This window comes from Halobacillus litoralis, from assembly GCF_020524085.2.
GTDB classification, from domain to species: domain Bacteria; phylum Bacillota; class Bacilli; order Bacillales; family Halobacillaceae; genus Halobacillus; species Halobacillus litoralis_E.
The window spans coordinates 672,273-697,834 of record NZ_CP129016.1; the positions used below are offsets into that span (position 1 = coordinate 672,273).

Annotated in this window: 29 protein-coding genes and 2 pseudogenes; 6 read left to right on the top strand and 25 right to left on the bottom strand. The window is 44.5% G+C overall.

The features are described 5' to 3' along the window. Positions 1-15 precede the first annotated feature (15 nt). The 7 genes from LC065_RS03485 to LC065_RS03510 all read right to left on the bottom strand — a co-directional run bounded on the left by LC065_RS03485 (position 16) and on the right by LC065_RS03510 (position 5,045). Positions 16-768, bottom strand: a complete 753-nt coding sequence (locus tag LC065_RS03485) for a sulfite exporter TauE/SafE family protein (RefSeq protein ID WP_226594510.1) — start codon at positions 766-768, stop codon at positions 16-18. Positions 769-787: 19 nt separating this feature from the next. Then, positions 788-1,171, bottom strand: a complete 384-nt coding sequence (locus LC065_RS03490) for a hypothetical protein (protein WP_226594507.1) — start codon at positions 1,169-1,171, stop codon at positions 788-790. Positions 1,172-1,267: 96 nt separating this feature from the next. Then, a complete protein-coding gene (locus tag LC065_RS03495) occupies positions 1,268-1,561 on the bottom strand; it encodes an RNA polymerase sigma factor (RefSeq protein ID WP_306163758.1) in 294 nt (97 codons plus the stop codon). Continuing rightward, positions 1,474-1,794 (bottom strand): RNA polymerase sigma factor, encoded by a 321-nt coding sequence (locus LC065_RS20345; protein ID WP_371933393.1) that lies wholly within the window; start codon positions 1,792-1,794, stop codon positions 1,474-1,476. The genes LC065_RS03495 and LC065_RS20345 overlap by 88 nt, the downstream gene beginning before the upstream one ends. Positions 1,795-1,812: 18 nt before the next feature. Then, on the bottom strand, positions 1,813-3,801 hold the full coding sequence (locus LC065_RS03500) for a DUF6449 domain-containing protein (protein ID WP_226594503.1): 1,989 nt from the start codon (positions 3,799-3,801) through the stop codon (positions 1,813-1,815). Next, complete coding sequence (locus LC065_RS03505; RefSeq protein WP_226594501.1) at positions 3,776-4,675, bottom strand: ABC transporter ATP-binding protein; 900 nt, start codon at positions 4,673-4,675, stop codon at positions 3,776-3,778. Before LC065_RS03505 ends, LC065_RS03500 begins: the two co-directional genes overlap by 26 nt. After that, positions 4,668-5,045, bottom strand: a complete 378-nt coding sequence (locus LC065_RS03510) for a GntR family transcriptional regulator (protein WP_226594499.1) — start codon at positions 5,043-5,045, stop codon at positions 4,668-4,670. Before LC065_RS03510 ends, LC065_RS03505 begins: the two co-directional genes overlap by 8 nt. A gap of 214 nt (positions 5,046-5,259) precedes the next feature. Here LC065_RS03510 and LC065_RS03515 point away from each other — a divergent pair. Next, positions 5,260-6,061 (top strand): annotated as a pseudogene (locus LC065_RS03515) (DUF2935 domain-containing protein). 83 nt (positions 6,062-6,144) lie between these two features. Here LC065_RS03515 and LC065_RS03520 read toward each other — a convergent pair. Then, a complete protein-coding gene (locus tag LC065_RS03520) occupies positions 6,145-6,741 on the bottom strand; it encodes a flavin reductase family protein (RefSeq protein WP_226594495.1) in 597 nt (198 codons plus the stop codon). Positions 6,742-6,855: 114 nt separating this feature from the next. Between LC065_RS03520 and LC065_RS20655 the strand changes: the two are divergent. After that, positions 6,856-8,295, top strand: a pseudogene (locus LC065_RS20655) (alanine/glycine:cation symporter family protein). Positions 8,296-8,498: 203 nt separating this feature from the next. Here the strand turns inward: LC065_RS20655 and LC065_RS03530 are convergent. Together LC065_RS03530 and LC065_RS03535 are read right to left on the bottom strand one after the other, a co-directional pair. Continuing rightward, positions 8,499-9,080 carry a cell wall hydrolase gene (locus tag LC065_RS03530; RefSeq protein ID WP_226594490.1) on the bottom strand — a complete coding sequence of 194 codons (582 nt, stop codon included), beginning with the start codon at positions 9,078-9,080 and terminating at the stop codon, positions 8,499-8,501. A gap of 137 nt (positions 9,081-9,217) precedes the next feature. Next, positions 9,218-9,655: an OsmC family protein gene (locus LC065_RS03535; RefSeq protein WP_226594488.1), complete on the bottom strand. Its 438-nt coding sequence runs from the start codon at positions 9,653-9,655 to the stop codon at positions 9,218-9,220. A 208-nt stretch (positions 9,656-9,863) separates the two neighbouring features. Here LC065_RS03535 and LC065_RS03540 point away from each other — a divergent pair, with 208 nt between their 5' ends. After that, complete coding sequence (locus tag LC065_RS03540) at positions 9,864-10,445, top strand: CDP-alcohol phosphatidyltransferase family protein (RefSeq protein WP_226594486.1); 582 nt, start codon at positions 9,864-9,866, stop codon at positions 10,443-10,445. A gap of 13 nt (positions 10,446-10,458) precedes the next feature. On the opposite strand, the gene LC065_RS03545 is transcribed toward LC065_RS03540, so the two are convergent. From LC065_RS03545 to LC065_RS03580, 8 genes are all read right to left on the bottom strand, one after another. Further along, entirely contained in the window at positions 10,459-11,145 is a 687-nt protein-coding gene (locus LC065_RS03545) for a Crp/Fnr family transcriptional regulator (protein ID WP_226594484.1), read from the bottom strand. 56 nt (positions 11,146-11,201) lie between these two features. Continuing rightward, complete coding sequence (gene uvsE / locus LC065_RS03550) at positions 11,202-12,158, bottom strand: UV DNA damage repair endonuclease UvsE (RefSeq protein ID WP_226594482.1); 957 nt, start codon at positions 12,156-12,158, stop codon at positions 11,202-11,204. Between the two features lie 180 nt (positions 12,159-12,338). Continuing rightward, the gene (locus LC065_RS03555) at positions 12,339-13,280 is read right to left on the bottom strand and encodes a nuclease-related domain-containing protein (protein WP_226594480.1); all 942 of its coding nucleotides are present in this window, start codon (positions 13,278-13,280) and stop codon (positions 12,339-12,341) included. A 90-nt stretch (positions 13,281-13,370) separates the two neighbouring features. Further along, the gene (locus LC065_RS03560; RefSeq protein WP_226594478.1) at positions 13,371-14,195 is read right to left on the bottom strand and encodes an aldo/keto reductase; all 825 of its coding nucleotides are present in this window, start codon (positions 14,193-14,195) and stop codon (positions 13,371-13,373) included. A 113-nt stretch (positions 14,196-14,308) separates the two neighbouring features. Then, entirely contained in the window at positions 14,309-15,148 is an 840-nt protein-coding gene (locus LC065_RS03565; RefSeq protein WP_226594475.1) for an SAM hydrolase/SAM-dependent halogenase family protein, read from the bottom strand. 75 nt (positions 15,149-15,223) lie between these two features. Beyond that, positions 15,224-15,712: a DUF1189 family protein gene (locus LC065_RS03570; RefSeq protein WP_226594472.1), complete on the bottom strand. Its 489-nt coding sequence runs from the start codon at positions 15,710-15,712 to the stop codon at positions 15,224-15,226. A 14-nt stretch (positions 15,713-15,726) separates the two neighbouring features. Then, positions 15,727-15,975: a YuzB family protein gene (locus tag LC065_RS03575; RefSeq protein ID WP_146818124.1), complete on the bottom strand. Its 249-nt coding sequence runs from the start codon at positions 15,973-15,975 to the stop codon at positions 15,727-15,729. Between the two features lie 33 nt (positions 15,976-16,008). Then, entirely contained in the window at positions 16,009-16,941 is a 933-nt protein-coding gene (locus LC065_RS03580; RefSeq protein WP_226594469.1) for a bifunctional riboflavin kinase/FAD synthetase, read from the bottom strand. 144 nt (positions 16,942-17,085) lie between these two features. Here LC065_RS03580 and LC065_RS03585 point away from each other — a divergent pair, with 144 nt between their 5' ends. After that, the gene (locus LC065_RS03585) at positions 17,086-17,625 is read left to right on the top strand and encodes an HD domain-containing protein (protein WP_226594625.1); all 540 of its coding nucleotides are present in this window, start codon (positions 17,086-17,088) and stop codon (positions 17,623-17,625) included. Between the two features lie 37 nt (positions 17,626-17,662). Here the strand turns inward: LC065_RS03585 and LC065_RS20365 are convergent, their stop codons facing one another. From LC065_RS20365 to LC065_RS03600, 4 genes are all read right to left on the bottom strand, one after another. Beyond that, on the bottom strand, positions 17,663-18,166 hold the full coding sequence (locus tag LC065_RS20365) for a glutamate ligase domain-containing protein (protein ID WP_371933397.1): 504 nt from the start codon (positions 18,164-18,166) through the stop codon (positions 17,663-17,665). Continuing rightward, positions 18,141-19,163 (bottom strand): Mur ligase family protein, encoded by a 1,023-nt coding sequence (locus LC065_RS03590; RefSeq protein ID WP_371933398.1) that lies wholly within the window; start codon positions 19,161-19,163, stop codon positions 18,141-18,143. The genes LC065_RS20365 and LC065_RS03590 overlap by 26 nt, the downstream gene beginning before the upstream one ends. A 259-nt stretch (positions 19,164-19,422) precedes the next feature. Beyond that, on the bottom strand, positions 19,423-21,489 hold the full coding sequence (locus LC065_RS03595) for a heavy metal translocating P-type ATPase (RefSeq protein WP_226594467.1): 2,067 nt from the start codon (positions 21,487-21,489) through the stop codon (positions 19,423-19,425). A gap of 14 nt (positions 21,490-21,503) precedes the next feature. After that, positions 21,504-21,842, bottom strand: coding sequence for an ArsR/SmtB family transcription factor (locus LC065_RS03600; protein WP_226594464.1), 339 nt, complete (start codon positions 21,840-21,842; stop codon positions 21,504-21,506). Positions 21,843-22,045: 203 nt separating this feature from the next. On the opposite strand from LC065_RS03600, the gene LC065_RS03605 reads away from it, so the two are divergent. Then, positions 22,046-22,705, top strand: a complete 660-nt coding sequence (locus tag LC065_RS03605; protein ID WP_226594461.1) for a type 1 glutamine amidotransferase domain-containing protein — start codon at positions 22,046-22,048, stop codon at positions 22,703-22,705. Between the two features lie 37 nt (positions 22,706-22,742). Here LC065_RS03605 and LC065_RS03610 read toward each other — a convergent pair whose 3' ends face one another. Beyond that, a complete protein-coding gene (locus LC065_RS03610) occupies positions 22,743-22,973 on the bottom strand; it encodes a hypothetical protein (RefSeq protein WP_226594458.1) in 231 nt (76 codons plus the stop codon). Between the two features lie 160 nt (positions 22,974-23,133). Here LC065_RS03610 and LC065_RS03615 point away from each other — a divergent pair, with 160 nt between their 5' ends. Beyond that, positions 23,134-23,553 carry a VOC family protein gene (locus LC065_RS03615; protein ID WP_226594456.1) on the top strand — a complete coding sequence of 140 codons (420 nt, stop codon included), beginning with the start codon at positions 23,134-23,136 and terminating at the stop codon, positions 23,551-23,553. Positions 23,554-23,603: 50 nt separating this feature from the next. Here LC065_RS03615 and LC065_RS03620 read toward each other — a convergent pair whose 3' ends face one another. Next, complete coding sequence (locus tag LC065_RS03620; RefSeq protein WP_226594453.1) at positions 23,604-24,728, bottom strand: NAD(P)/FAD-dependent oxidoreductase; 1,125 nt, start codon at positions 24,726-24,728, stop codon at positions 23,604-23,606. A 609-nt stretch (positions 24,729-25,337) separates the two neighbouring features. Continuing rightward, the gene (locus LC065_RS03625) at positions 25,338-25,556 is read right to left on the bottom strand and encodes a hypothetical protein (protein WP_226594450.1); all 219 of its coding nucleotides are present in this window, start codon (positions 25,554-25,556) and stop codon (positions 25,338-25,340) included. Positions 25,557-25,562 lie beyond the last annotated feature (6 nt).

The window sequence follows — 25,562 nt, forward strand, 5'->3', positions numbered from 1 at the left end:
TTCAGCAGACCATTTTTATGTAAAGAAGAATAATCGGATCGCCATGGCAATCACGGCGACGATCAGGAACCTTTGAATCCATTTGTCTCCGTGCTTCACCGCAAATTTACTGCCTAAAAACGCTCCGATGCTTGTCCCAACAGCCAGTGTAATTCCGTATCCCCAATGGATTTGATCATTGATGACGAAAACCACTAAGGCTGATAGTGTATAAACCGCAACGACAAAAACCTTAATACTATTAATCTTCACTAGTGATAAACCCGTCACTAAGGTCAGCGCTGCTATGATCACAAAACCTACCCCCGCTTGGATGAATCCTCCATAGACACCTATTATAAAGAAGATTAGAACCAAACCCATCTTTTTCAACGGGGAGTCCTGGCCGCTTGCTGCGGACAAGTTTTTATGAGGTTTCCATATCATAATCACTAAAACTACAATCATCACAATCGATAGGATACGGTTGAATAGATCATCCGGGATATTCACCGCAATTTGTGCGCCAACAATGGAACCAATGAGAGCAGGTATCGCTAGTAGAAGACTGAACTTGCCATCAAAATAGCCGTCTTTACGATAAGAGATAATGGCGACAATGTTCTGTGCCATCAACGCAATCCGGTTGGTACCATTGGCTACAGCGGAAGGCAGGCCGAAGAAAATGAGGATGGGCAGGGTTAAAAGCGAACCTCCACCTGCGATGACGTTAATGAAACCTGCCCCAATCCCTACCCCTAAAATAGCGAGAAAAGATAGAATGGTCACGATCTCCCCTCCTTTCTATTTAATCTTTTGTGCCTGCACGATCTATATAATCCGCTACTTCATCCAAATTCGTCGTTTCCAACACAATTCCTTCTTGATCCAAGATAAAGAAAGTCGGGAAGTTTGTGATTTCTTTTCCATGGGCTTGAATGGATGTTTCTTTCTTCACTTGAATATCCACCTGTGTAAGGTCGATGGCTTCATTCGCTTGCATTTTTGCTACAAGATCATACATACGTTGATATTCCGGATCAGCATCTCCTTCTGTCGGAACCTCCTCCACAAACGCTTGAAAGTGAATGTCCCCTTCCCTCTCAGGTAAAGGCAGGGACTGTTGGTTACTTTGACACCCCATCAACAGGAACAACAAAAGGATCCAATACAAAAAATACGTTTTTTTCAAATCATCCACCTCCTTCTTGCTCTAGTATCATACAAAAAAATATAACATTCATCGTCAAAAAAAGCAGAACCTCCGTTTTGAGGATCTGCTTTTTCATTACGCTGTAAAACAATGGTGGCTTTCTTTTCCCAGCTTCCCCTTTATGGCCTGCCTTGCCCGGTGAAGTCGTGATTTGACGGCCGCCTGTGTAATTTGAAGCGTTTGGGCGATTTCCTTTTCCTGCAGTTGTTTATCGTAACTTAGTTGAAACACGGCTCGAAGCTTAGGGGATAATGTACTGATCCGCTTCTTGATGTCTTCTTCTAGATGACGGCATTCACAAATGTGCTCAACATCAGAATCCGCATTTTCATAGAAAGGTTGAGGTACCGGAACCTCTTCAATTGGCAAAAGAACGGCCCTCTTTTCTTTATTACACGTAAAAGATCGATTGCTTTCCGGTGAGCGATGGTGGAGAGCCACGCCCCCACCTTCCCTTCTTCACGGATTCCCTCGAGTTTATCGTACGCTTTTATAAAGGTTTCTTGAAGGATATCTTCGGCTGAACAAGGGTTCTTTGTCACTTTTAAAGCTGTGTAATAAACACGATGATAATACTGTTCATACATCTCACAAAAGTCCATCTTCCTGTATCTCTCCCTTTATTCAAAGTGTTCCTTTATAAAGTCCGGCGCGTCACCTTTATCGAAGCTTAAAACTTCATAAGGTTCAGGGTCGTTTTTATCAAAATAAAAAGCAACGATATAAGCTCCTTCTTCTTTATGTGCCTGTGCTCGCAGTAAAGAATCAATTTGCTCATGATCCATAACCTCTAGAGGTTCTACCTCATCCCGTTCCATTTGATCATATATAAACCGGGCACGACTGTTTAAATAGTCTTGATCTTTTGGCCATCGATAAACTTCAGCGCGTTGTATGTCTTTCGGCTGGATCATCACTTGGTCGTACAACCCTTCTTCCTTCAACCATTCCATTGATCGTTCATAGGAAGGATAAAGCTGCACATAATACGGATTGTCTCTCGTCCCATCTACAGTGAAGGTTACTCCGGAGTTCAATCCTCTCGGAGCTATCATTTCTTCATATGTCAATTGTTCAAGGTCCTGTTTCAATATTTCCATAAACCTAGAAATTCTTTCAGGATCGTACAAATCCTCTCCGCCTGAATAAGAATGTAAGAACACCTGATTGATTTCTGAAGACTTCAGTTCAAATACAGGGTATTGAATACTTTTGTATTCCTCTGTTTCATAAACAGTTTTTCTCTCATTTCTCACTTTTTCTTCATCGATCCTATATTGACGGTAGACTTCACTGCCGTCCTTCAGTTGATAAGCAAAGAAGAAATAATCCTCCCCGCGCTTTAAAGGGTCGCTCACTTTAATCAGCTTCTCATGAAGATTAATCGTGGATTGAATGGCCGTTTCAGAAGTAATGTAAGGAATTTTAAGATCTTGATCAGCAAGTTGTTGATATTCCCAGTAACCACTGCTGATGTAGACCTTTTCTACTTCATTTTGTTCAGGGACATAGGATTCGTAATTCTGCCAAAGAAGTGGAATGGCAGCAATTAATACGCCAGCAGCCGCACCATAACCCAGCCACCCTTTCAAGTTTTTAAAGTTGAATACTCTCCAAGTTTTTTGAAGAAGCATGGAGGCTGCGGCATAACCGAATGTTCCACCAATGAAATAGCCTGTGATCATCCAGCTATAAGTATTTTGCGCGACACTGAAATACATGCCACCGAATAAGGCGAAGCAGAACGTGACCCCGAGTATAAAAACAGGGTTCAAAGCGCGTACAGCTAACGCACGGCCCGCCGCTTCCAGTGGCCGTTTTTTATAAAGCCATACGGAAGCAAAGTAGAAGAGGATGGCTATGCCCCCATAAATGAATAGAGACAGAATCTCAACAGGAACACTAACCTTCTCTGGTCCATAGTTTCGATACTCCAATAGATCTACCAGTGGTGAAAAATACTGAAGGGAACGATCTAGTACCATGTCACCTGAATACCCTTTGATATAAGCGGTTAGGTGAAAAGCAATCAACCCATATAACCCCACAGGTAAAAACAGTAGAATGAAAGTCAAAACTCCTTGTACAGCGGATATCCCGGTTAAAGTTCCGACAAAAACGCCCGCTAAGAAAATAAGAAGACTCATTGTCGTAAACAGCCATAACCAATAACTAGCATTCCCAATGGTATAGTAATCTGCTACATCCGTTATTCCAGCCGTAATCATGAGAACCAAATAGTTCAGTAAAATTGGCAAGATTAATAGAATGATGCCGGATAGAATATGGTGGTGAAATAATTTCCCTCTCTTCATAGGGAAACTGTGAGCGAAATCTGAAGCCCCTTTCACATGCAGATACCGGAATAAAAACACCGCCATCAGTACTGGCATTACGATTAAAAATAGTGATTGAAGCTCATAAGCAAATATTCCGCCAAATAACCCACGATCATCTATGATACGTGGCTCGTCTCTACCGAATTCCATAAATAACTGCATCGGAACAATGAAAAACAACCCTAAAAAGTAAATGATACTGATCCACCCGACATTTCGGAAATCCTGCTTGATGATCTCTTTATTAAACGAGGATGTTTTCGAACGCATACCCTACACCTCCCATTTCATAGATAAAGATTTCCTCAAGCGTAAGTGGAAGCCTGTCATAAACGAGCGGGCGGTGTTTTTTGATTCCAGTTGAAATGTCAGCTTCCCTTCCTCGGACAATCAGCAGCCAGACACTGCCCCGCTTTTCTTTGTGAAGAATATCCAGATCTGCTTCCTCCGGATGGAAGGAATCATCATCGAAAGCGACCTGGATTTTATGGACATCGGCTTTCAAATCATCCAAATCACGTTCAAGGAGGATTTCTCCTTTATGTAGAATTCCGACATGGTCACAGATATCTTCGACTTCTCTTAAGTTGTGGGAGGAAATTAAAACGGTCATCTCTCGTTCAGCCACATCCTGAATGATCAAGTTCCGGACTTTCTGCCTCATCACAGCATCAAGTCCATCGAATGGCTCATCGAGAATCAAAACATCAGGCATTGCCGACATCGCCAGCCAAAAGGCGACTTGACGCTGCATCCCTTTAGAAAACTGACTGATTTTCTTGTTCTCATCCAGTTGAAAGACATTTTTTAATTTTTCATATCGTTCTTCGTTCCAACTGTCGTACATGGACCGGTTATAATCTGCCATCTGACGGGTCGTGTACTGTGGCAGAAAGTAGAGACTGTCAGGGATGAAAACCATCCTTTGTTTGACGGATTCATTCTCAAACACATCATCCTCCAAAATATGAACCTGACCACTGTTCTGTTTGAGAATCCCAGTAAGGATCCTCATTAATGTGGTTTTCCCTGCACCATTGGAACCAAGAAGACCGTATATGGACCCCTTATTCACACGAAAAGAAACATCCTTCAGAATCTTGGTTCGATCAAACGATTTGCTGACCGTATGGACCTCAATCATCCCGCTGACCTCCTTCAACTTCACGGAGAAGAGCTGCGATCTCTTCTGATGTCATTCCTAAATAAATCGCTTCCGCAAACAGCTTCTTTAACTCTTCTCTCACTTTTTTCAACTCCTCTTCATTGTCGACTTTTCCAGAAGAATTCACGAAGCTGCCCTTTCCCTTTAACGAGTAAATATATCCTTGCGTCTCCAACTCACGATACGCTTTCTGAATCGTATTCGGATTGATCGTCAACTGTTGGGCAAGTTCCCTCACAGAAGGTAGTTTTTCGTCTTCTTTCAGAACGTCATTGATAATCAGTTGCTTCAGCTTTTCCACGAGCTGCTCGTAAATCGGCTTTCTGCTCCTGACGTCCAACTCAAACATCCAGCCACCTCCAACGGTGTGTTCTATCTGTATTAACTGTATTATTACTCCTAGTACAGTAGTATATAGGAGAATCTTCCATTTGAGAAGCCCTTTTTTTATTTTTTCCAAAGACTCTCAAATTCTGCTCTAGAAAACATGACTCTTTTCATGAAAAAAACAAAGTGTGAATAAGATGAAAGGGATGACCTAAGAAAAAAGAGGGTGATTGAACGTGAAGGACTATGCAGAACAAGCGAATTTTGAGCATCTGTTCTGGTTGCAAATCCTTGGAGACCACGCCCGTTTTATCCGGGATTCTTTGTACACCTCCGAAGACGAAACATTAAATCAAGCGCGGGATTATGTCACTCAATGGGATAATCTTTTAAAAAAAGTTCGTGGTAGCCAAGTTCAGGACATGGCTGGTTTTTCAAAGCAAGTCGGTGAAAAAACAAGAAGGTTTCACAAGTTTAAACTCGACCTGATTGAACGTACTCTTTTTGGGGAAGTAAAAATTCATTTAAGCCCGACCTTCCTCAACCACATGGTCAATGAAGTAGAAGAGTATTTGCTTGTGCTTGGTTTTTTAGGAAATGGGGATGTTCCTCCGTTATTTCATGAACTGCACCACCACATGCTGTGGTTGATGGATGCTTCAGAACATGCAGGAGCCATCCATGATGAAATGGATGCTGTGGGAAGAAGATTGAAAGAAAAAAGTGATACCTTCCGAAAGCATTTCGATCAGTTCTACATAAAAGCCGTGGAGATGAAAGGGTATCTAAGAACAAATCAACACTCCTTTCCTGCCCTGAAACAATTGAACAATGAAGTGGGTCTAGAAATGAAACTCTTCCGCACATTTTTAGATGAAATAGAAGAGATGGAAATAAATGAGGTCGTACTTGGAACTTTCTCCCCCCCTCATGGCTGACCACATGGCAAGAGAAGAATGCTACTACCTGTACAAATTAGCAGAAACCACAAATGGCGAATATCCAACCTGCGATCCAACTAAACCCCGGGTGGAGTGAATTACCAAATAATGTATGACCTGGTACACCAGTAAATGTAAAAAAGCCGCAGAGCCTTCAACAAAGGCTTGCGGCTTTTCTTTTTATTTTGGAAGGTCGTCGTTGGGAAGTGAGAAAAAGTCCCGGATGTAGCTGTAATCTCCTGCCATTCTTCCGACAGGCTTCATCTCATGCGGGTCCACTTTGTCTGTTTCTATATAAACTTCATCCTTGATATGGTAGCCGACCAGCCTCCCTAAAACCAGACTCCCTTCACCGATTTCGATTACTTGATCGAGCTTACATTCCATGTGAACGGGTGATTGTTTCACCCTTGGTACGGAAACGAAATCCCCGTCTTCGAAATCTGTACCTGCCACCTCAAACTCATCGACATCAGGACCATACCTTTTACTGCTTTCATGCATCTGATTAGCTAAAGATTCTGAAACGACATTGATCGTAAACTGCTTTGTTTCTTTAATGTTTTTCAAAGTGTCTTTATCTCTGTCCGCACTCCCTACAGAAAAACATAGTGTGATCGGATTCATGGAGGCCACCGTAAAAAAACTGAACGGAGCCAAATTTCGTATGCCATCCTCGCTTATTGTCGAGACCCAGGCAATCGGACGCGGCACGACTGCCCCTTTAATCAACTTGCTCATGGAATGGTCTTGAAAATCTTTTTCGCTAATAATCACCTGATCCCTCCTCTATCTCTCTAGTGTATGGCTTTATCTCCTAAGTCTCATCTACCCTGCTCAGTTTGTGTGTTTAACATTTTATGTAAAGGGAATATATGGGTATCTCACAGTATGTCGAAAGGGGATCTTTCATTGGGAGATTTATGGAATAGTATCAAAGAAGGGATCACAACGGTTTCCGACTTTTTATGGACGTATCCATTAGCGATCATTTTAATTCTGGGTGGGATCTTCCTCACCTTCCGAATTAAGTTTTTCCAATTCCGCTTTTTTGGACACGTTCTCCATCAAACCATCGGGCAAATTTTCAAGAAAACGAAAAAGAAAGGAACCATCACCCCATTCCAGGCCTTCACTTCAGCATTAGCCTCTACAGCAGGGGCAACGAACATCGTCGGAGTACCCGTAGCGATTTCTTTAGGTGGACCAGGTGCTTTGTTCTGGATGTGGCTGGTCGCTTTAATCGGAATGGCCACAAAGTATAGTGAAATATTATTGGGCATGAAATACAGGGAAAAGAACGACAAAAACATTTGGGTCGGAGGGCCGCAATATTACATAAAAAAGGCCCCCTGGGTTGGAAGTGGGTCTCCACCGCCTTCGCATTCTTCCTAATGATTGAGTTAATCCCGAGTACAATGGTCCAATCCAATTCTATCGCTACTCAAACTCAAGGTGCCTTCGGCTGGCCGGTGGAAATTACCGGTATCGTTATGTGCGCAGCGATTGCCATCGTCGTTTTTGGTGGTATCAAAAGGATTGCCAAGGTCACCGATAAGATGGTGCCAGGCATGGTTATCATTTACCTCGCTGTCTGTTTGTACGTTATTTTTGCCAACATCGATCAAATCCCAAATGTATTCGGATTGATTTTCACCCACGCTTTTACACCTATTTCTGCTACCGGTGGTTTTGCCGGCGCTGCCGTTGCCCAAGGGTTACGCTGGGGGATTGCCCGCGGTCTTTATTCTAATGAAGCAGGTCTAGGAACCGCATCGATTGCCCACGCGGCAGCAAAAAACAGATCACCCCTCCCGCCAGGCGTTATGGGGAATCTTCAGCGTATTCGTTGATACCATTCTCATTTGTACCGTGTCTGGTTTGACCGTCCTCGTCACCGGCGCATGGCAGGAAGTCGGTGGTAGTGATGCATCGAATATGATCAACGTGGCGATTGGCTCCGAATTCGGAGATGCTTTCGGAGGAAGTTTCATCACAGTATTTTTACTCTTTTTCGTTATTACGACCATCGGCGTCCTCGTTTTTTACGGGGAAAAACAAGCGGAATACCTGTTCAGCTTACGTGCGGCCAAAATCATGCGGATCGTCTACATCGTAGCCGTATTTGTAGGAGCGATTGGAGGGCTTCAATTCGTCTGGCAGTTCCTGGACTTAATATTAGCCTTCGTTCTGCTCACGAACATCATCCCTTTACTGTTCCTGCACAAGGAAATCGCTGCTTTAACAGATGACTATGTAAACCGTGTGTACAAAAAGCGAACGAAGAAAAGAAAGATCCAGCTGTTTCATGAGGAAGAAGATGCGAGTTAACCGTATAGATTTTAAAAAGGAGATTCCTGTTTAGGAGTCTCCTTTACCTTTTTCCCATATCGCTTCTTTGACCAACTGTTCTTTAAGTACGGAATAGATTGTCATGAACCCGTGCATATGGAGCATTATTCGCCTTCGTATGATCCATTGTAAAAAAGGTTACAAAAAAACAAGCACCTACAAAAGGTGCTTGTTCAGATGATTTATCTCAAGAAAACATGGTCGCCGATGACCGTAGTTACTTCTTTGCTGCTCAAATAGTCACTTTGCGCTTTATCAGGGTTATAGAAAAATAGAGACTCGCGGTCATACCCTTGATATGCGATAGCTTCGTTAACTGCACGTTTTGACTCAGCGCCTGCCGGCTGATTGATCGTACCATTAAGAACAGGAGAGAACTGAATGCCGTCATAGACTACGCCATTCAATGAATCTGGGAAAAGGTCACTTTCCACACGGTTCAAAACAACCGTGGCAACCGCAACTTTACCAGCGTAGCTTTCACCCTTCGCCTCTGCTTCTACTAGACGGGCCAGTAAATCTTTTTCAGAAGCACTAAGAGCCACAGGAAGCTGTAACTGCTCCCCAGGGTAAATTTCTGCATTCTCTTTATCGTTCATCGCCTGCAATTGTTGAGCAGAAACGCCATGTTTCATAGCAATTTTATAAATAGAGTCGCCCTTCTGGACGGTGTGAGTATTGGCATGTGCAAAACTTTCGACAGGGAAGGAGAAAGCGAGCAAACTTACGGCTGCCAATCCTGTCAGCAAGAATTTTTTGAACATTTAAAACCTACCTCCTTATCTGGTTCCCTAATAAGGTAACATAGGAGGAATGAGCGATTCATTATTAATTCTTTCCATCGTTTCCAATGAAATTCCCAACATAAAAAGAGGCCCTTGTGGGAGCCTCTTCGCATTCGTTACGCTTTTTGCCAATCGACATTTAGTGTGATTCCCGCCGCTTTCAGGGTAGTGAAAACAGGACAGCGTTGATCGACGATTTCCTGAAGTTCTTCAATCCGCTCTTGAGATTCCGATGTTTCTACGTCCGCTTTGATGTACACCGTATCAAAGTACGGCTTTACATCCGCCGTTCCCATTAACCCGCGCATATCCAGTGTTCCATTGATATCAAAGGAAATACTTTGGAGATCGAACGACATTTCCTTCGCGACCATATGAGCAATAACTGTTTCACATCCTGCGAGAGAACCTAACATCGTTGCAAGAGGATCAGCACCTTCATCTGTTCCTCCCATTTGCTTCGGTTCATCAATCGTCAATGAATGTTTTCCCGCCTCAATTTCTGTTTTCATCCCTTGGGACTTACTCGTGATTGATACTTTATGTTCTGACATGTCCGCTTCCTCCTTGGTGTTGGTTACAGGGATACTATACACCCTGAACATTTTTTACAAACCCCATGTGCTCACCAATGTAACCTGGCTTACATAAGAAGCAGTTTTTTTCTATTTCCAGGGAACGTGTGCTATCGTCTAAAGGGAGACCAAATAGGGCAAAGTGGTAACAAGACGTCGTTATTATTTGCTAAAGCAGGTGTTTTTTATGCTCGATACACACGCAAGAAAATTCGTTCAGCCGTCCATCGAACGTACCGCTTCTTACTTTCTGCAAAAAGGTCGCACGGCCAACGAAATTACAGTGCTCGCCTTGTTCGTTGGTCTTGCCACAAGTGCACTTTATGTGCTCGGTTTTCCGATTTTAGCTGTTGTATTCTTATGGCTTTCCGGTTTTTTAGACGCCGTTGATGGGACGATGGCCAGAAATACAAAAACCTCCTCCTTCGGAACCGTGATGGATATTACATTCGACCGAGTCGTTGAAATCGGGATGATTATCGCCATTGCTTATGTCCATCCAGAGGTCTTATGGCCGCTTCTTCTTCTCAGCGTTTCCATCATCGTGTCCATGACGATCTTTTTAGTCGTAGGGGCCGTATCAGAAAAGGCAGGAATCAAATCCTTTTATTATCAAGCAGGACTTGCGGAGCGAACGGAAGGCTTCGTTCTGTTCAGTGTGATGCTCTTATTCCCTTCATTCCTTTTCTGGTCCACGCTGTTGTTCTTTGCGGTTGAATTGTTTACAGGAATCCAGCGGTTTATGGAAGCTAAACGGATATTAAAATAAAACCCACCTTGGCTTATGTAACCACTAAGCCGAGATGGGTTTTTGCTTTTTCTGCATGGATGGATAATACTCGGTCCTTTTTCAAATACCCTTTCTTTTTTAAACGACTGATTTCCGCACTTGTCGTTTCCCTTGTCGCCCCGATCATCGTCGCGATGTCCTGATGAGTCAACTTCATCTCAATGGTCTGCCACTCCTGGTGGCGGCGGCCGCTTTTTTCGCTGAGCATGAGCAGCAAATAAAGGATCCGCTCCCGTACCTCACCTAAAGCAATCTTCTCACTTATTTTGTAAAAATCGTTCAACTTGGCTGAAAGCAACTGAACGAGACGAAGAGTGACTTTCGGATACTTTTCCATGAATCGCTCAAACTCTTCCCGGCTCATCAGACAAACGTATGTATCTGTCATTGCCTCCGCGTACATTTCATAATCCGTCAAAGTCAATGTTGAGGCCTCACCAAATAGATTCCCGTCTTTTAAAATGTCGAGGGTGAACTGTTTCCCTTCTTTGCTTGTCCGATATAATCGGATTTGACCTTTTTTCAATATATATAAATGCTCAGCCGGATGTTCAGGAGAAAGGATGACTTCACCCTTCCCCACTTTTTTCATTTCACTGATGGCATCGACATCCATCAGTTCTTCTTTTGTTAATTCTTCAAACAAATTGACTCCGGATAAGAGGGTCTGTTTATCCATTATTCCACCCCTTTCACTACCAACAATATACTTGATTCAAGGGCGAGCACTCAAAGCTAAACGTCTAAAGTCGCTTCCCCTACTCGCTTCACACCACGAATGCTCGAGAAGTCTTCGACAAGCTTCAGAAGCGCTCGGTCCTTTTCTTTCGCTTCAATCATAAAGTCTACAGGTGTGCCGAGAGCCTTCAATTCTTTCAGGAGAGGGCGAATGAAATCAGCATCCACAAAATCGGCATGACTCCTGTACGCCTTTTCCGACTTTGGCGAAGAAATATGAATTTTCGGTGGCAGACCTAGCTTATCCCAAGTTTTATAAAAGCGCGGCAGGATTTCCGACAGTGGTTCATCTTCCGTGTGATTGGCCATGTAATGATGATAATCGAACATCATCGGGATCTCTTCTTTTTCACAAACATCAAGGGTTTCCGTTGTCGTATAAGTTTTATCATCATTTTCGAGCGTCATCTGCTGTTTAATTGGATCCGGCAATTTCTTTATATTTTCATGGAAACGAAAAACGGCTGCTTGTTTATCCCCATACGCTCCGCCCACATGCAAGTTGATATGAGATTCATTGTGAAGCCCCATCGCTTTAAGCATCGCATAGTGGTACTCCATATCCTGGACGGCATTGTCTGTCACATGAGGACGGTCACTTGTAAAAAGGGTGAATTGATTCGGGTGAAAACTTGTGCGCATGTTGTGCGTCCGTACCAATTCGCCAATTTCCTCGAAAAGATGGCGAAAAGGCTCGATGTAATCCCACTCCACTTCATCATGAGTCGCAAGTGGAATGATCGATGAAGAGAAGCGGTACAGATGGATTTCCCTCGCAATGTTGTAATGGATGATCCGACGTGTGCGCTCCAAGTTCATTTCCGCAATTTTGTGAAGCTGCTCCAGAGCTGCTTCATGCCCCAGTTTCTTATAACGTGCAAATGTCATCGTCTTCGCGGGTGTCGCTTCCCATAGGTCGAGCGCATGCGATACGTAACCGAACCGGATGATCATACAAAAGCTCCTTTACCGAAAAAATTGATACCTTTATGTTCCCCATATTTGGAGGGAATAACATAAGGGTCGGTTTGTGGAGTTTTTTACGCGAGGTATTGCGCGCGTTTCTGCTTCTTGTGCGCGTTCCCGATTTCTTGCGCGCGTTCCTCAGCTTCTTGCGCGCGTTGAGCTATTACCCTAAAGCAGATATTTAATATATTTCCCTCCACCAACTGTACTTCTTGCATATGCAGAAAGAATCCGGTAAACCACATGCCTGGAACTTATTTTAAGGAATTCCTGAGCTTCTTTATTACTAATTACCTTCGATACTAACGCAGCATACTCTCGCAAAGCTTGTTCATGTGCACTGTAAGAGCTATAAGAGCACAAGACGCATACCCATTTTTTCTTCGCCCTCTTCATGAAATACTTGCCACACTCAGGACACATCACACCTTCCTGTAAATCGGAATATCCCAAGTTGAACCGCTTCATGTAATTAGGGACAAGCTCTTGATGAGCGTCAGCAAGCGCACGCCCGACACGCATCATTTCAACACGAGTCAGCACTTTCTCCTGATAAAACTCCTTCTTCCTTTCAATCGCACCGACCAACGATGTAGCGCGTATCACTTTCTCATGTATACGGGAGTCCGAAGAGTCAAATTCAAGAACGCACCTTCGATTCGTAAAGACGACTAGGAAATCCACAGGCAGGCTAAGTCCCAGTTGGTGCAACAGCCATTCTTGGAGCAACTCTTTTTGCCGCTCTGCCTGCTCCACGGGACCCTGAAATCCTTCCAGATCGCGACGCATTTCCTTTTTCTCACGGTGAATGGATATCTGACCTTTCATATTCTTTGCTTCAATGATCAGAATGAATGTAGGGAACAAGATTAGCGTGTCGACTTGGAAGAAGTGGCGCCCATCATAAAGGCGGAGGTTGTGAAGGATGACATGAGGTTCAAGCAGATAGTCAAGATGAAAATCGAGGGAGTGTTCGCCGGTCCAACCGGCTCGTTTGGTAGAGAGCAATCCTTCTACTTGAGGGGTTACAGGATGGTTTGATTTGAGGCGTTGCAGCAGCATTTCCAGGTGATCAATGTCAGGTGGGATGACACGGGGTTTTATAATCATAGATACGCTCCTCTCTCCTTTATTAAAATGCATTCCGAACCCCTTTGTCCATATAAAAAGACTGCCACTTAAGCGGCAGTCTTCCTCTATTTATCGTACGTTCATTTCAGATGGTTTCGGGCCTTTACGCTCACCGCGGTCCAGCTTATTGATCGCAGCCATATCGTCAGCTGTCAGGTCAAAATCAAACACGTCGAAGTTTTCCTCGATGCGGGATGGCGTGACAGATTTCGGAATGACGACCGTATCGTTTTGCAGGTGCCAGCGGATGATGATTTGCGCTGGTGTTTTGCCGTGCTTTTCAGCGATGGACTGGATCGTATCGTTTTTCAATACTTCTCCACCTTGCATTAGCGGGCTCCATGCTTCAAGTAGAATGCCATTGTCACGGCAGAAGTCTTTCAGCTCGTTTTGTGCCAAGAATGGGTGGCACTCGACCTGGTTGACCGCCGGCTTCACTTCACACTCGTCAAGCAGACGCTGCAAGTGATCGATATCGAAGTTACATACGCCGATCGCTTTGACCTTGCCGTCTTTTTGCAGCTGTTCAAGCGCTTTGTATGTTTCTACGTAATCATCATATTCTGGTGTCGGCCAGTGGATCAAATAAAGGTCCACATAGTCTAAGCCAAGTTTATCGAGGCTCGTTTCAAAAGCCTTTAATGTATTTTCATATCCCTGGTCTGTGTTCCAGACTTTTGTCGTAATGAACAATTCGTCACGAGCTACACCACTCTGGCGGATCGCTTCACCGACTTGTTTTTCGTTCCCATAAATCGCAGCTGTATCAATCGAACGGTAGCCTGTTTCAATCGCTTTTGTAACGGCTGGAACCGCGTCTTTTTCTTCGACTTGCCAAACACCAAAGCCTAGTTGAGGCATTTCAATGGTGCTATGTAGCGTAACTGTCTTCATTGATCATTCTCCTTTTCTTGTAAAGGTTTTACATGGGTAAGTGTAGCACAGCGAACCCCCACAAGCTTTTATTTTGCTCATGGACATAAAAAACTTCCCGCAGAAGCGGGAAGCTATTTTTCAAAATGGATGATCCAATTCGAACCTGTACGTATATTGTAAGCCCTAGCAAATGAGCCTTGGTTGATAGCCACCGCTAAGTTATCAAGGCTGTTCACATAGACGAGTGGTTCCCCTTTATGAGTGTCTGCAAACGATCGTCCGAAAGTCATGGAATTATGATAGACTTCATCTCCATTATGCAAAATAGACACGTTCAGGGTGTCTCCATAATGGACCCCCATCTGCTTGAAAAAGTCCCTCGGAATGTTCGTCCAGAGGTTGCCGAAACGGATATCAAGGATATCAATGATGCCTGAGACTCTAGATTCTTCAATATCAGGATCTTTGACGGAAATACGCTCAATGGAGTCTGGATCTAGGGCAGGTCCGACTTCTTCAAAGGTGATGACTCCGGCGGCCAGTCGTGCTCCGGTATAGGCGTACACATCTCTGCCATGAAACGTGTAGGACTCCCCGGACCTTGGCAGGCGGTTCACTTTTTCATCAATTTCCCTAACTTCCACGATGCCCTCCGTGCGGGCTATATGGGTCAGTGTTCCATTATCCGGGGTGATGACAAAATGACCGGAACCTGTTTTCACACCAATACTCTTTCGCGTCGACCCTACGCCGGGATCGACGACAGAAACGAATACCGTCCCCTCTGACCAGTAAGCCATTGTCTGCCACAGCCTGTAAGACCCTTCCCAAATATTGAAAGGTGGGATGTCATGCGTCAAATCGAAGATCGACAATTGATGATCTACAGCATGCGCCACCCCATGCATGGCACTTACAGCTCCATCACTGATTCCAAAATCTGATTGCAAAACTAACGCTCTCGTCATCATACCCCCACCTTTTTTATTAAATAATGAATATTCTAACATATAAAAAAGACAAATAGAAAAAGTACCCGCAAGAACTCAAGGTTTCGCTGGTACTTTTGGATAAACCGTAATCATTCGGTACATGTAGTAAACGAAGATCGCCATAAAAATGAGGGCGCTGATGGCATTGGATACGGTCATATATTTCAATAATACGCTTAAAATCAGAGGCAGCGTACAAGCATAGGCGGTCAATTTCCACAACTGCTGGTAGGCAAGCTTCCGGGAAAGAGCTTTTCGCATAAGCAGGCTTCCACCGGCAAGAATGGATACTCCGACAAGGATAAGAAAAATAATCAGCAGAGGATAGAAAACGAGAAACTGTGCAATGTACATCCCCCGTGATACCTCTGTCAGATTCGTCTCCAAATACAAAATCGATGTAACCATGTCCGGTAAAAACAGGAGCAGCAGCAATACGAACAAATAACCGATCGTATGGGTGATGCCTTTCCGGTTCAAGTGGAACATCGCTTCTTTTTTTGGCAAACGCAAGCTGTTGATCAGTGAATCAAAAAAACCCATGGTCTTCTCCTGCCTTATTCAGCGTAAATCGCTAATTCTTCTTCGATTTTCGTACGGATTTTCTGCAGTGCTTCTTCGGGCGTTTTTCCAAATACCCGCTGGTTGTTGACAAGGGCGTACGGACGGAGGGCACACATGCCGCAGAAGGACAGGCATTCACTAATGAGTACCGCCACTTCCGGGTATTCGGATTCAATGATACTTTCGATATCCATTTCATTGATTAAGTTTCCATCACAAACTTCAACAACGACAATGCCCATGGTGCTTCCTCCTTTCTAAGATGTCAGTATGATTTATAGGCCTAAAATCGCTCGTGCGTTCTTTTCATCCTGGTGCATTTGCTCAATCAATGCATCCATACCATCGAAATTCTCCTCATCGCGCATGTGGCGTAAGAATTGGACGGTTACTTTTTGGTCATACAGGTCTCCTGAAAAGTCGAGGAGGTATGCTTCCACCTTATAGGAATCCCCATTGACCGTTGGACGATAGCCGGCACTAATCAACGTGTAGTAATATTCAGGAGCTTCCTGGACTTTTTTCACAAGGCCGAGGTAGACGCCGGGTTTCACTTTGACATATTCATCAATCCCCCCGACGTTCAATGTCGGAAAGCCTAATTGTCTGCCAAGCTGCTCCCCTTTTTCCACAACTCCTGTGATTTCAAAAGGTCGTCCAAGCATCGCCTGCGCGGCTTCCATCCTTCCTTGTGTCACGTGTGTGCGGATATCCGTACTGCTCACTTTTCTGTCGTGAAGCTGGACACCTGGGACGATCGAGACACCGGCACCGATTTGCTGACACAGCTCTGCCAGACCTTCAGCGTCCGACCCCCTTCCTTTACCGAAACGGAAGTCCTCACCGACGATTACATGACGGACGTTCAATCGGCTCAAGTGCTGAAGCACGAATTCTTCAGGAGATGTCTTTGCATATTCTTTTGTAAAATGGACGTGATAATAACGATCGACACCGAACTGCTCCAAGCGGGTTTGGCGGTCTTCAATCGTTGATAATGAATATTTGAATGATTCATCGCCTCTCAGGACCCATTTCGGGTGATCAGAAAAACCGTACACAGCGATTTTATCTTCCTCTGTCGCCAGTCTTTCTGCCTCCTGTAGAAGAGACTGATGCCCTAAATGCACACCATCCATCTTCCCGATGATCAATACGACGGGCTCTGAGTTGTGAGGCGGTTGTCCTTGTACTTCAATCATTTCCATTTGCAAAGCATCCCCTTCAACCTGTTGATTAAACCTATTAATTATATAATATCCATTCTTATTTAATCAAGCTTTATCACTTTTTGCAATCATTCTGCCCCTTTATTTGTTATGATGAACAAAAAAAGAAGGGGCAGGTCGTTGATGATTGAAAAAGCGAAAGCATTTGCAGCCAAAGCCCATCAAGGGCAAAAGCGTAAAAACTCTTCGGAAGACTATGTGGTCCATCCCATCCGGGTTGCGGAGATCTTAGAGCATGCAGGATTCCGTGAAAAGGTGATCTGTGCCGGTTACCTCCATGATGTGGTTGAAGATACTCCTTACACCCTCCAGGATATTGAACGTGAATTCGGTTTGGATGTCAGAGATCTCGTCGCCGCTCATACTGAAGATAAAAGCAAGTCATGGCAAGAAAGAAAACAGCATACGATCGACACCGTCCGGGAAGGTTCGTTTGAATTGAAAGCGTTGATTATAGCTGACAAGCTGGATAACTTACGCTCTCTGCAAAGTGACATTAAAACTTACGGCAACGAAGTTTGGAAAAACTTTAACGCAGGTGCCGATGCACAAAAATGGTACAACCAATCCATCGTTGAAGTGATGACAAACAGACTGAATTCAAGTGATGTTCCGAATTATTTTGATGAGTATATACAACTTGTTAAACAAACGTTTGATTAACAGAAAAATCCAGTCTCAGGAACCGAGACTGGATTTTTTATTGAGCAACTGATGGGAAAAAGCTCTCAATGATCTTTTCATCGGAGTGAGGAATTTCTTCCCCTTTGACGATTTGCGAATTGTTGATGCAGCCACTCGTCAAAAGAATAATATCTCCTTCTTCTCCCAACTGCATGGATTTACGAACGCCTGCTTCTCTGGTCAATGTTGGGTGTATGTTCGAAGCGATTGGATTCGTAAACCCAGTCATCACCTGATCGACCACGGATTGAGGATCATGATAGCCCGGGTGATCGACCGTGACAATCACTTCATCTGCTTTTCCTTCAATCGCTTTCGCCATCTTCGGCATTTTATTAAAATCCCGAATGCCGATGCCTGCAATCATGACGATTAAACGTCTATGATCAAGCTTCTTAACCTCCTCCAGCAACCTGTTTAAGGCTACGGGAGTATGCGCATAATCTAAAATCACTTTCTGGTTCATAGGTGTTTCAATGACCTGGAACCTTCCTTCAGGCCCTTCTAGGTTTGGAAGCACGTCCAATACTTCCTCCCAAGAATAGTTCAGATGGAATGCCGTAGCGATTGCGGCCAATACGTTCGCCACATTGTAGGTACCATAAACGGGAACGTAGACTTTTTTTCGTATCTCCCTTATAGGTAAGATCGAACAAAGACCCCTTTTCCATAACTTCAACGTTTTCCGCTGTCAGATCAGCCTGAGGATGACCTTCAATACTGTATGTCAGAAGACCATCATCCCCCATCGCTAAGAGCTCAGGAGCCATCCCTTCATCATCAATATTGACAACACGGTGGTCCGCCTGGTTGAACAAACGCATTTTACATTCCCTGTAATGATCGATGGTCCGGTGGTATTCCAAGTGCTCTTCAGAAAAATTTGTATGGACAGCCACATCATATTGGATTCCTTCCACCCTGCATTGATCAAGAGCAATCGATGAAACCTCCATAACCGCTCCTTCATCATCCAAGTTTCTTAAATCACGGAAAATCCGGTGCAGATCTAGAGACTCAGGTGTTGTTGGCGTGCTTTTCTTATATTGTAATTTTCGATTTGATGACCAAATTCCTGTCGTACCGATCGATCCAGTCGGAAGGCCGAGCAAGGTTAATAAAGACCGGATATAGGCCGTAACAGTCGTCTTGCCGTTCGTTCCTGTTACCCCAATGGTTTTCAGTTCATCATCTGCAAAGCTGAAGAACTCCTTTGAAAAAACAGACATGAATGCACGGACATTTTCTACAAGTAAGAAGGTTGTTCGGTCATAGATCCTTGAAAGCTCATCCAACACCGTTTCATCACTGCCAATGATCGTGGCAGCTCCCAGGCCGATGGCTTCTTCAATATATTCATGACCATCAAAGTTCTCCCCTTTCAAACAAAAGAAAGCAGCCGCTGGTTCGACTCTTTTTGAATGAAAAGCAAGACTTCTCACCTCTTGTTGAAGCGGGCCGTAAATATGTTTGATATGAAGTTTTTTTATATGTTCGAATTGTATCTTCATAGTCATTTTCCTCACTCTTTATATATGGTTTATCGTCGTCTTTTCGTAGCAAAAGTATGTATGGCAGACGGGGTGTTTTGACGGAAACAAAGCCACTATTTACCGTACGACCATGAGGTTCGTTTCCCTTAATCTACCTCGTCGCAAACGCAAAAGACACACTTAAAACAAAAACGGTCCACTATGCCTAGTTTTCTTCCAAATAAAACCACACCAGGTCATCCAGTATTTGGATGACCTGGTGTGGAATATAGAGCTAGATCAGTCATTTATCTTTCATGAGGAGGATGGTCAGGCTGATGAGTGTGACGAGAATCGTTGCCCCCATATCAGCTAAAATGGCGAACCATAAAGTGAGCCAACCTGGAATCGTAAGAAGAAGGGCGATCACTTTCAACCCAAGGGCAATCCCAATGTTCCATTTCACGACGGCATTCACTCGTTTCGCGATCCGGAAGGCATTCGGTAACTTACCGAGGTGGTCCTGCATGAGAACGATATCGGCGGTTTCAATCGCACTATCCGTTCCTTTCCCCATCGCAATTCCTAAATCAGCCATTGCAAGAGCCGGCGCATCATTGATGCCGTCTCCAATCATGGCAAGTTTGGAATTTCTTTTTAATTCATCGACTTTTTCTACTTTCTGATCCGGCAAAAGCTGCGCATGAACATCTGTGACGCCAATCTCTGCAGCCACTTTTCCAGCCGTCTTTTCATGATCTCCGGTCAACATGATTGTATGTTTGATCCCCAGGGAATGGAGACGTTTCATTAGCGTCCGGCTTTCTTCCCGCACTTCATCTGCAACTCCGAACAGACCAAGCACGTTTTTTTCGTCAGAAATGATGACAAGAGTGAACCCATCTTCCTTGAGTTTGTCAATGTCTGCTCTTACATCTTTTGAGATCGTTAAATGCGTCAGTGTCTGTTCGCTTCCCACAAAGTATGTCTTTTCATCAATGACCGCTCGAACGCCTTTCCCGGGAATCGTATCCACAGAGGAAGGCTCTAATGAGCGTGCTTTTTGAACGTGCTCTTCCTCAAGGATCGCTTTCGCAATCGGATGAGAGGAATTTCTTTCGACGGCAGAAGCAACAGAGAAGAACCTCTCTTCTTCATACGCATGCACTGCGTGGACCTTTGGCTCTCCTTTAGTAAGCGTCCCTGTCTTATCAAAAGCAATGCTCTCGATCTTGCCAAGCTGTTCAAGAAAAGCACCGCCTTTAACAAGGATACCGTTCCTCGCATTTTTGGTGATTCCTGATAAAATCGCAATCGGCGAGGACAAAATCAGGGCACAAGGGCAACCGACAATAAGGACCGCCAGCCCCTGATAAAATGATCCTCCCCAGGAAGCAGAGAAAAGGAAAGGCGGAATGACCATCACGAGGCCGGAGATGACCATGATTAGCGGCGTGTAATATTTAGCAAATCGGTTGATGAAAAGCTCTGTCGGTGTCTTTCTCTCCTGCGCTTCTTCCACTAATTGAAGAATTTTAGCGAGGGAAGAGTCATTGTAAGCCTTCGAGATCTCAACCTTCATCAACCCTTCATTATTAATACTTCCTCCAAAAAGCTTTTCACCAGGCTTTTTGTCTACGGGCAGTGATTCTCCTGTAATGGCTGCTTCATTCACGGAACTGTAACCAGCCACGACCACTCCGTCTGATGGTATCTTCTCTCCTGCCTTGACGAGGACAAGGTCCCCCTCTTGTAAGTCTTCAATCCCTACAACTTCTTCCGTGCCATCAGCGAGAAGTCTTGTCGCCTGTTTAGGTGCGACCTTCAATAATTGCTCCATCGAACTCCGAGCCTTTTCCATTCCGAGACCTTCTAAATATTCATTCAGCCCGAACAGAATCGCTACAAGGGTGGCTTCTTTCCATTCTCCGATAGCCACAGCCCCGACGAGAGCAATCGTCATCAGCGTATCGATGTTAAACTTCAACCGGACTAAGTTTTTCAAGCCTTTCCAGAATGTCTGATAACCACTGATCGTAATTGCGGCCAAATACATACCGATCAAGACAAAAGGAGCGACCATTCCTTCCAATAAAAAGGTTGCACCGAAGATGAGTGAGGAAATAATAACGAGCTGCTTCATATTCGGTCCATGACTATGATCGTGGTTATTCTCCTCATCAACAAGAGAAGCACCATCAGATTTCAGGATCCGACGGACTTTTTCCATGTCGATGCCGTCTTGAACTTTCAATTTACTCGATGAAAACTGAAGTTCAGAGTCTTCCCCGTGGTTGAGCTTGCGGATTTCTTCTTCCATCTCTGCTGCGCAATTTGCGCATGATAAGCCTTGCAGTTTGTATTCCTTCATTCTCTTTCTCCCCTTTAATGGTGAAGAGCGTGATTGATGGTTTGTTGTAAAAGGTGGATGACGTGTTCATCATCGTGGGAATAAAATAATGTTGTACCCGCTCTTCGATACTTCACCAAGCGTAAATTCTTTAGAAACCGCAGTTGATGGGAAACGGTCGATTGGCGAAGTTCTAATGTATCGGCGATTTGATTAACAGACATTTCTTGTTCACATAGTAAATGTAGGATTCTGATTCTTGTCGGATCGGACAACGCTTTGAATGTTTGAGAAACGACGAATAACGTCTCTTCATCCAGTTCATTGGCGTGCTTTTTATCCTGATCCTCTGGTTTATTCTTATCATCACTCATAGAATCGACACCTTCCTTATATGCGCATATATTCATATATACACTCATCGTATGCGCAGCATTCCATTTTGTCAATGTGTGCTCGCCCATGTTTTATCTATTTAAAAACGGGAAATTTAATGTATGTGCGACAAAGCAGAATGTTTGGCACTGTCAAATTTTAAATACTACAATGGCACCCACTACCAAAAAGGAGGACAATCATGTCTAAAAAAGTACTAATGGTCGTTACGAACCACGAAAAGATTACGGATGAGCAGCCGACAGGAATTTGGTTATCCGAATTCGGCGAAGCCTATAACGAGTTCAAAAAACATGGCTATGAAGTGACAGTAGCAAGCCCGGAAGGCGGCCGTGCACCTGTCGATCCAGGTAGTGTCAGCGAAGATGAACCACAAGAGATTTTAGATACGAAACCACATTTAGAAAATACAACACCGATTGCTGATGTCGAAGCTGAAGACTACGATGCGATTTTCTTACCGGGCGGTCACGGAACGATGTTTGACTTTCCGGATAATGAAAAGCTTCAAAAACTGCTTCGTAACTTTTATGAAACGGATAAAATCGTGGCAGCCGTCTGCCATGGTCCCGCAGGTCTTGTCGGAGCTACATTATCTAACGGTGAACCATTGGTTAAAGGTAAACGCGTCAATGCATTTACCGACGCCGAAGAAGTGGAAACAACGCTGGATCAACACATGCCATTCCTGCTTGAGAGCAAGCTGAATGAGCTGGGAGCAACATTCGTGAGCGGCCCAAACTGGTCCGAGCATTTTGAAGTGGACGGCAATCTGATCACCGGTCAAAATCCACAATCCACAGAAGTCGTTGCCAAAGAAGTCGTGAAACAACTGAATTAATAGGTAAAGGGGTCCTGAAATACAGGACCCCTTTTTCTTATTCATCGTCGTCTTTCCAACGGCCGAACAAATACGCGTACAGCTTTTGAGCTACACACACATATGAAGCGAGCCAGAGAATCAACAAGCCGATGACGATCAACCCTTTAACCCACGTCAATCCAGTAACAATAGTAAAGATTGATGTTCCGAATAAAAGTAGAGTTACACCCACGTGTAGGACAGCGGATGAAAGGATTTTGAAACTATTGCTGATCCAGGCAGGCATATAAAATCACCTCCTGCTCTACTTTATGTGGTAGAGAAAAATCAGCTTGTACGTTTTGATAGATTCTGCTAAAAAGGGCTTTTACTAAGGACCGCCTAAGAGATGATTGGGCGTTCGTATGTTAAAATGGTTCTCGAAATTGCAGTAGAGGAGAATGAACGTGAAAAAAAGACTGGATCATGTCGGAATCGCTGTCCGAAATATCGAAGACAGCATCACTTTTTATACCAAAGTCCTGGGCGGCACTTTGATTGACCGTTACCGAAGTGAAGCGAAAGGAGTAGAAAGTGAAATTGCCATCATCGATATTCAAGGTGATCGTACAGAATTATTGATGCCAACGAATAATACGACCTCCCCAATCGCTCGTTTCATTAAACAAAAAGGAAAAGGGGTTCATCACATCGCATATGATGTAGGTGATTTGGATCAAGCGCTGGAAGAATTAGAGAAAGAAGGCATACGGACCTTGGAATGGTCATTACGGACTAATAAACACGGCCGCCGTCTCATCTACTTAAACCCAGCTGATACAGAAGGAACCATTATCGAGTACTGCGACTACCCTGAAAAACAATGAAAAACCTAGCAGCCCTAATTAGGGCTGCTAGGTTTTTCATGTGGGGACATTTACTCTGACCCAAGCGCCTCTGATACGTCATAATCCGCTGGATCAAGCTCGGTTTCTTTCCCAAGTACCAGACGGGCAAGCTCTGCACCAACGTAAGGGCCGGAGGTAAGACCGGAAGCCCCGAGACCATTGGCGACATATAAATTTGACCATTCAGGGATCCCACCGAAAACCGGCAGCGATCCAGGTGTAAATGGTCGGAAACCGACACGTGTCTCAGCAAACGTGCTGTCGTAAAGACCCGGAGCGACTTCCAAGGCCTTATCAAACACATAATGGAGACCACCTACGGTCGAGCGTCCATCGAAACCCGCATCAGTTTCATGTGTGGCACCAATGACAACACGCCCACCGCCGAAGGAAAGCATGTACTGATTATTTGGAGGCATAATCACAGGCCAATCTTCCGTTTCCGTATTCGTCAGATCCAAATGGACGATCTGTGCTTTTTGAGGGTGCACAAGAAAATCTATCCCTAGTGGCTTAAGGATCGGTTTTGCCCAGGCACCAGCCGTCACAATCACTTCATCCGCTTCATGACGTACACCGTCCACTTCGACAGCGGTCACCTTCTGTCCTTCATGAATAAGGCTCGCCTCTCCATGAATTCTTTCCACCCCATGTTTCTCAGCTACTCGAATAAGGGCATCTCTCAACTCACGTCCATTAACGCGGGCCGCCCCACTGACATGTATCGCATCGTATCCATCCGCGAGCGGCGGGAACATTCTTTTCGCTTCTTCTGATGAAATTCTAGTGATTTCGCCGATTTCAGGTGCGCCATCTTCTCTCCGCTTCAAAGCACGTTCAATTGTTTTTTCTAATTTCGCTTCATCCCTTTGGAGACTAATTGCCCCAACACGACGATATCCTGTATGCGTTTCTCCCTCCGCTTCAAGCTGACGGATCAGTTCAGGATAATAACGAGCACCGCCTTTGACGAGACGGTACCAGCGCTTGTTGCGGCGTTGAGCGAGCCACGGGCAGACAATTCCAGCTGCTGCTTCTGTCGCCTGTCCTTCATCTTTGCGGTCAATGATTTTCACGTCGACGCCTTCTTTTGCTAAGTGGTAAGCGGTGGATGCGCCCAGCACTCCCCCGCCGACAACGATATATTTCTTCATAGGTAAACACCTTTTCATTCGTATTTTCATTTCCATGACCATTGTATAGAAAAAGAAACCTCCACTCAAATCCCTATTCAAGTTTATGGGATGAATGGGTAAGTCTCGGTTCCGAGATGTTCGTATGCGTTTAGGGGCTCCGGGAAACCGTTCGCCCCTTTGCCATATAAGTTTCTCGAAACCACTTCTAGAATATGAAATCATTCAGCTTAATAGGAGTATAGGGTTAGAACTCCTCTCACGCCCAGGCAATTGAACCCTGATAACTTGATACAGAGCGCTTTATGCTTCTAAAAACGGGATAGTGGAAGACAATCCAATTTGGGTAAAGGGGTTCGTTTCTCACATACATTGAATGGGGTGGTTGAGAAGCTGTGAGACTCCCGTGGGAGAAAGGAGATCGGCGAGATCCCTTAGTGCGGCAGCCCGCCCCAGGAAGCTCGCCACTCCCCCACAGGAAAGTGTTCCAATGCGGGATCGCCCTGGTAGACACGACTGGCAAACGAACTCCGGTTATCTCGAAACTGAGTCTTCCACAAGCGTGACCTTTAGCTGCAGAAGAGGAAAAGGTAACCCCCGGAGTGTGGACTCCGGGGGCTGGATTTAAGATTATTTATTTATTTTACATAAATAGGTGTAACAAGCTTCGATGTTGCTGACACAATCATGAATGCCGTCACTTTCAATTTCAATAAGAGCAAAAGGATTCAACGTAATGGTATAGGAGGCGATGCGTATTCTCGGGTTCTCCTCCGTTAAATTCTGCAATTCTTCATAAACCGGATCCCGCTCTTTTTCAACGAAATCAAACCAGCTCGCTTGCTCCATACCGCC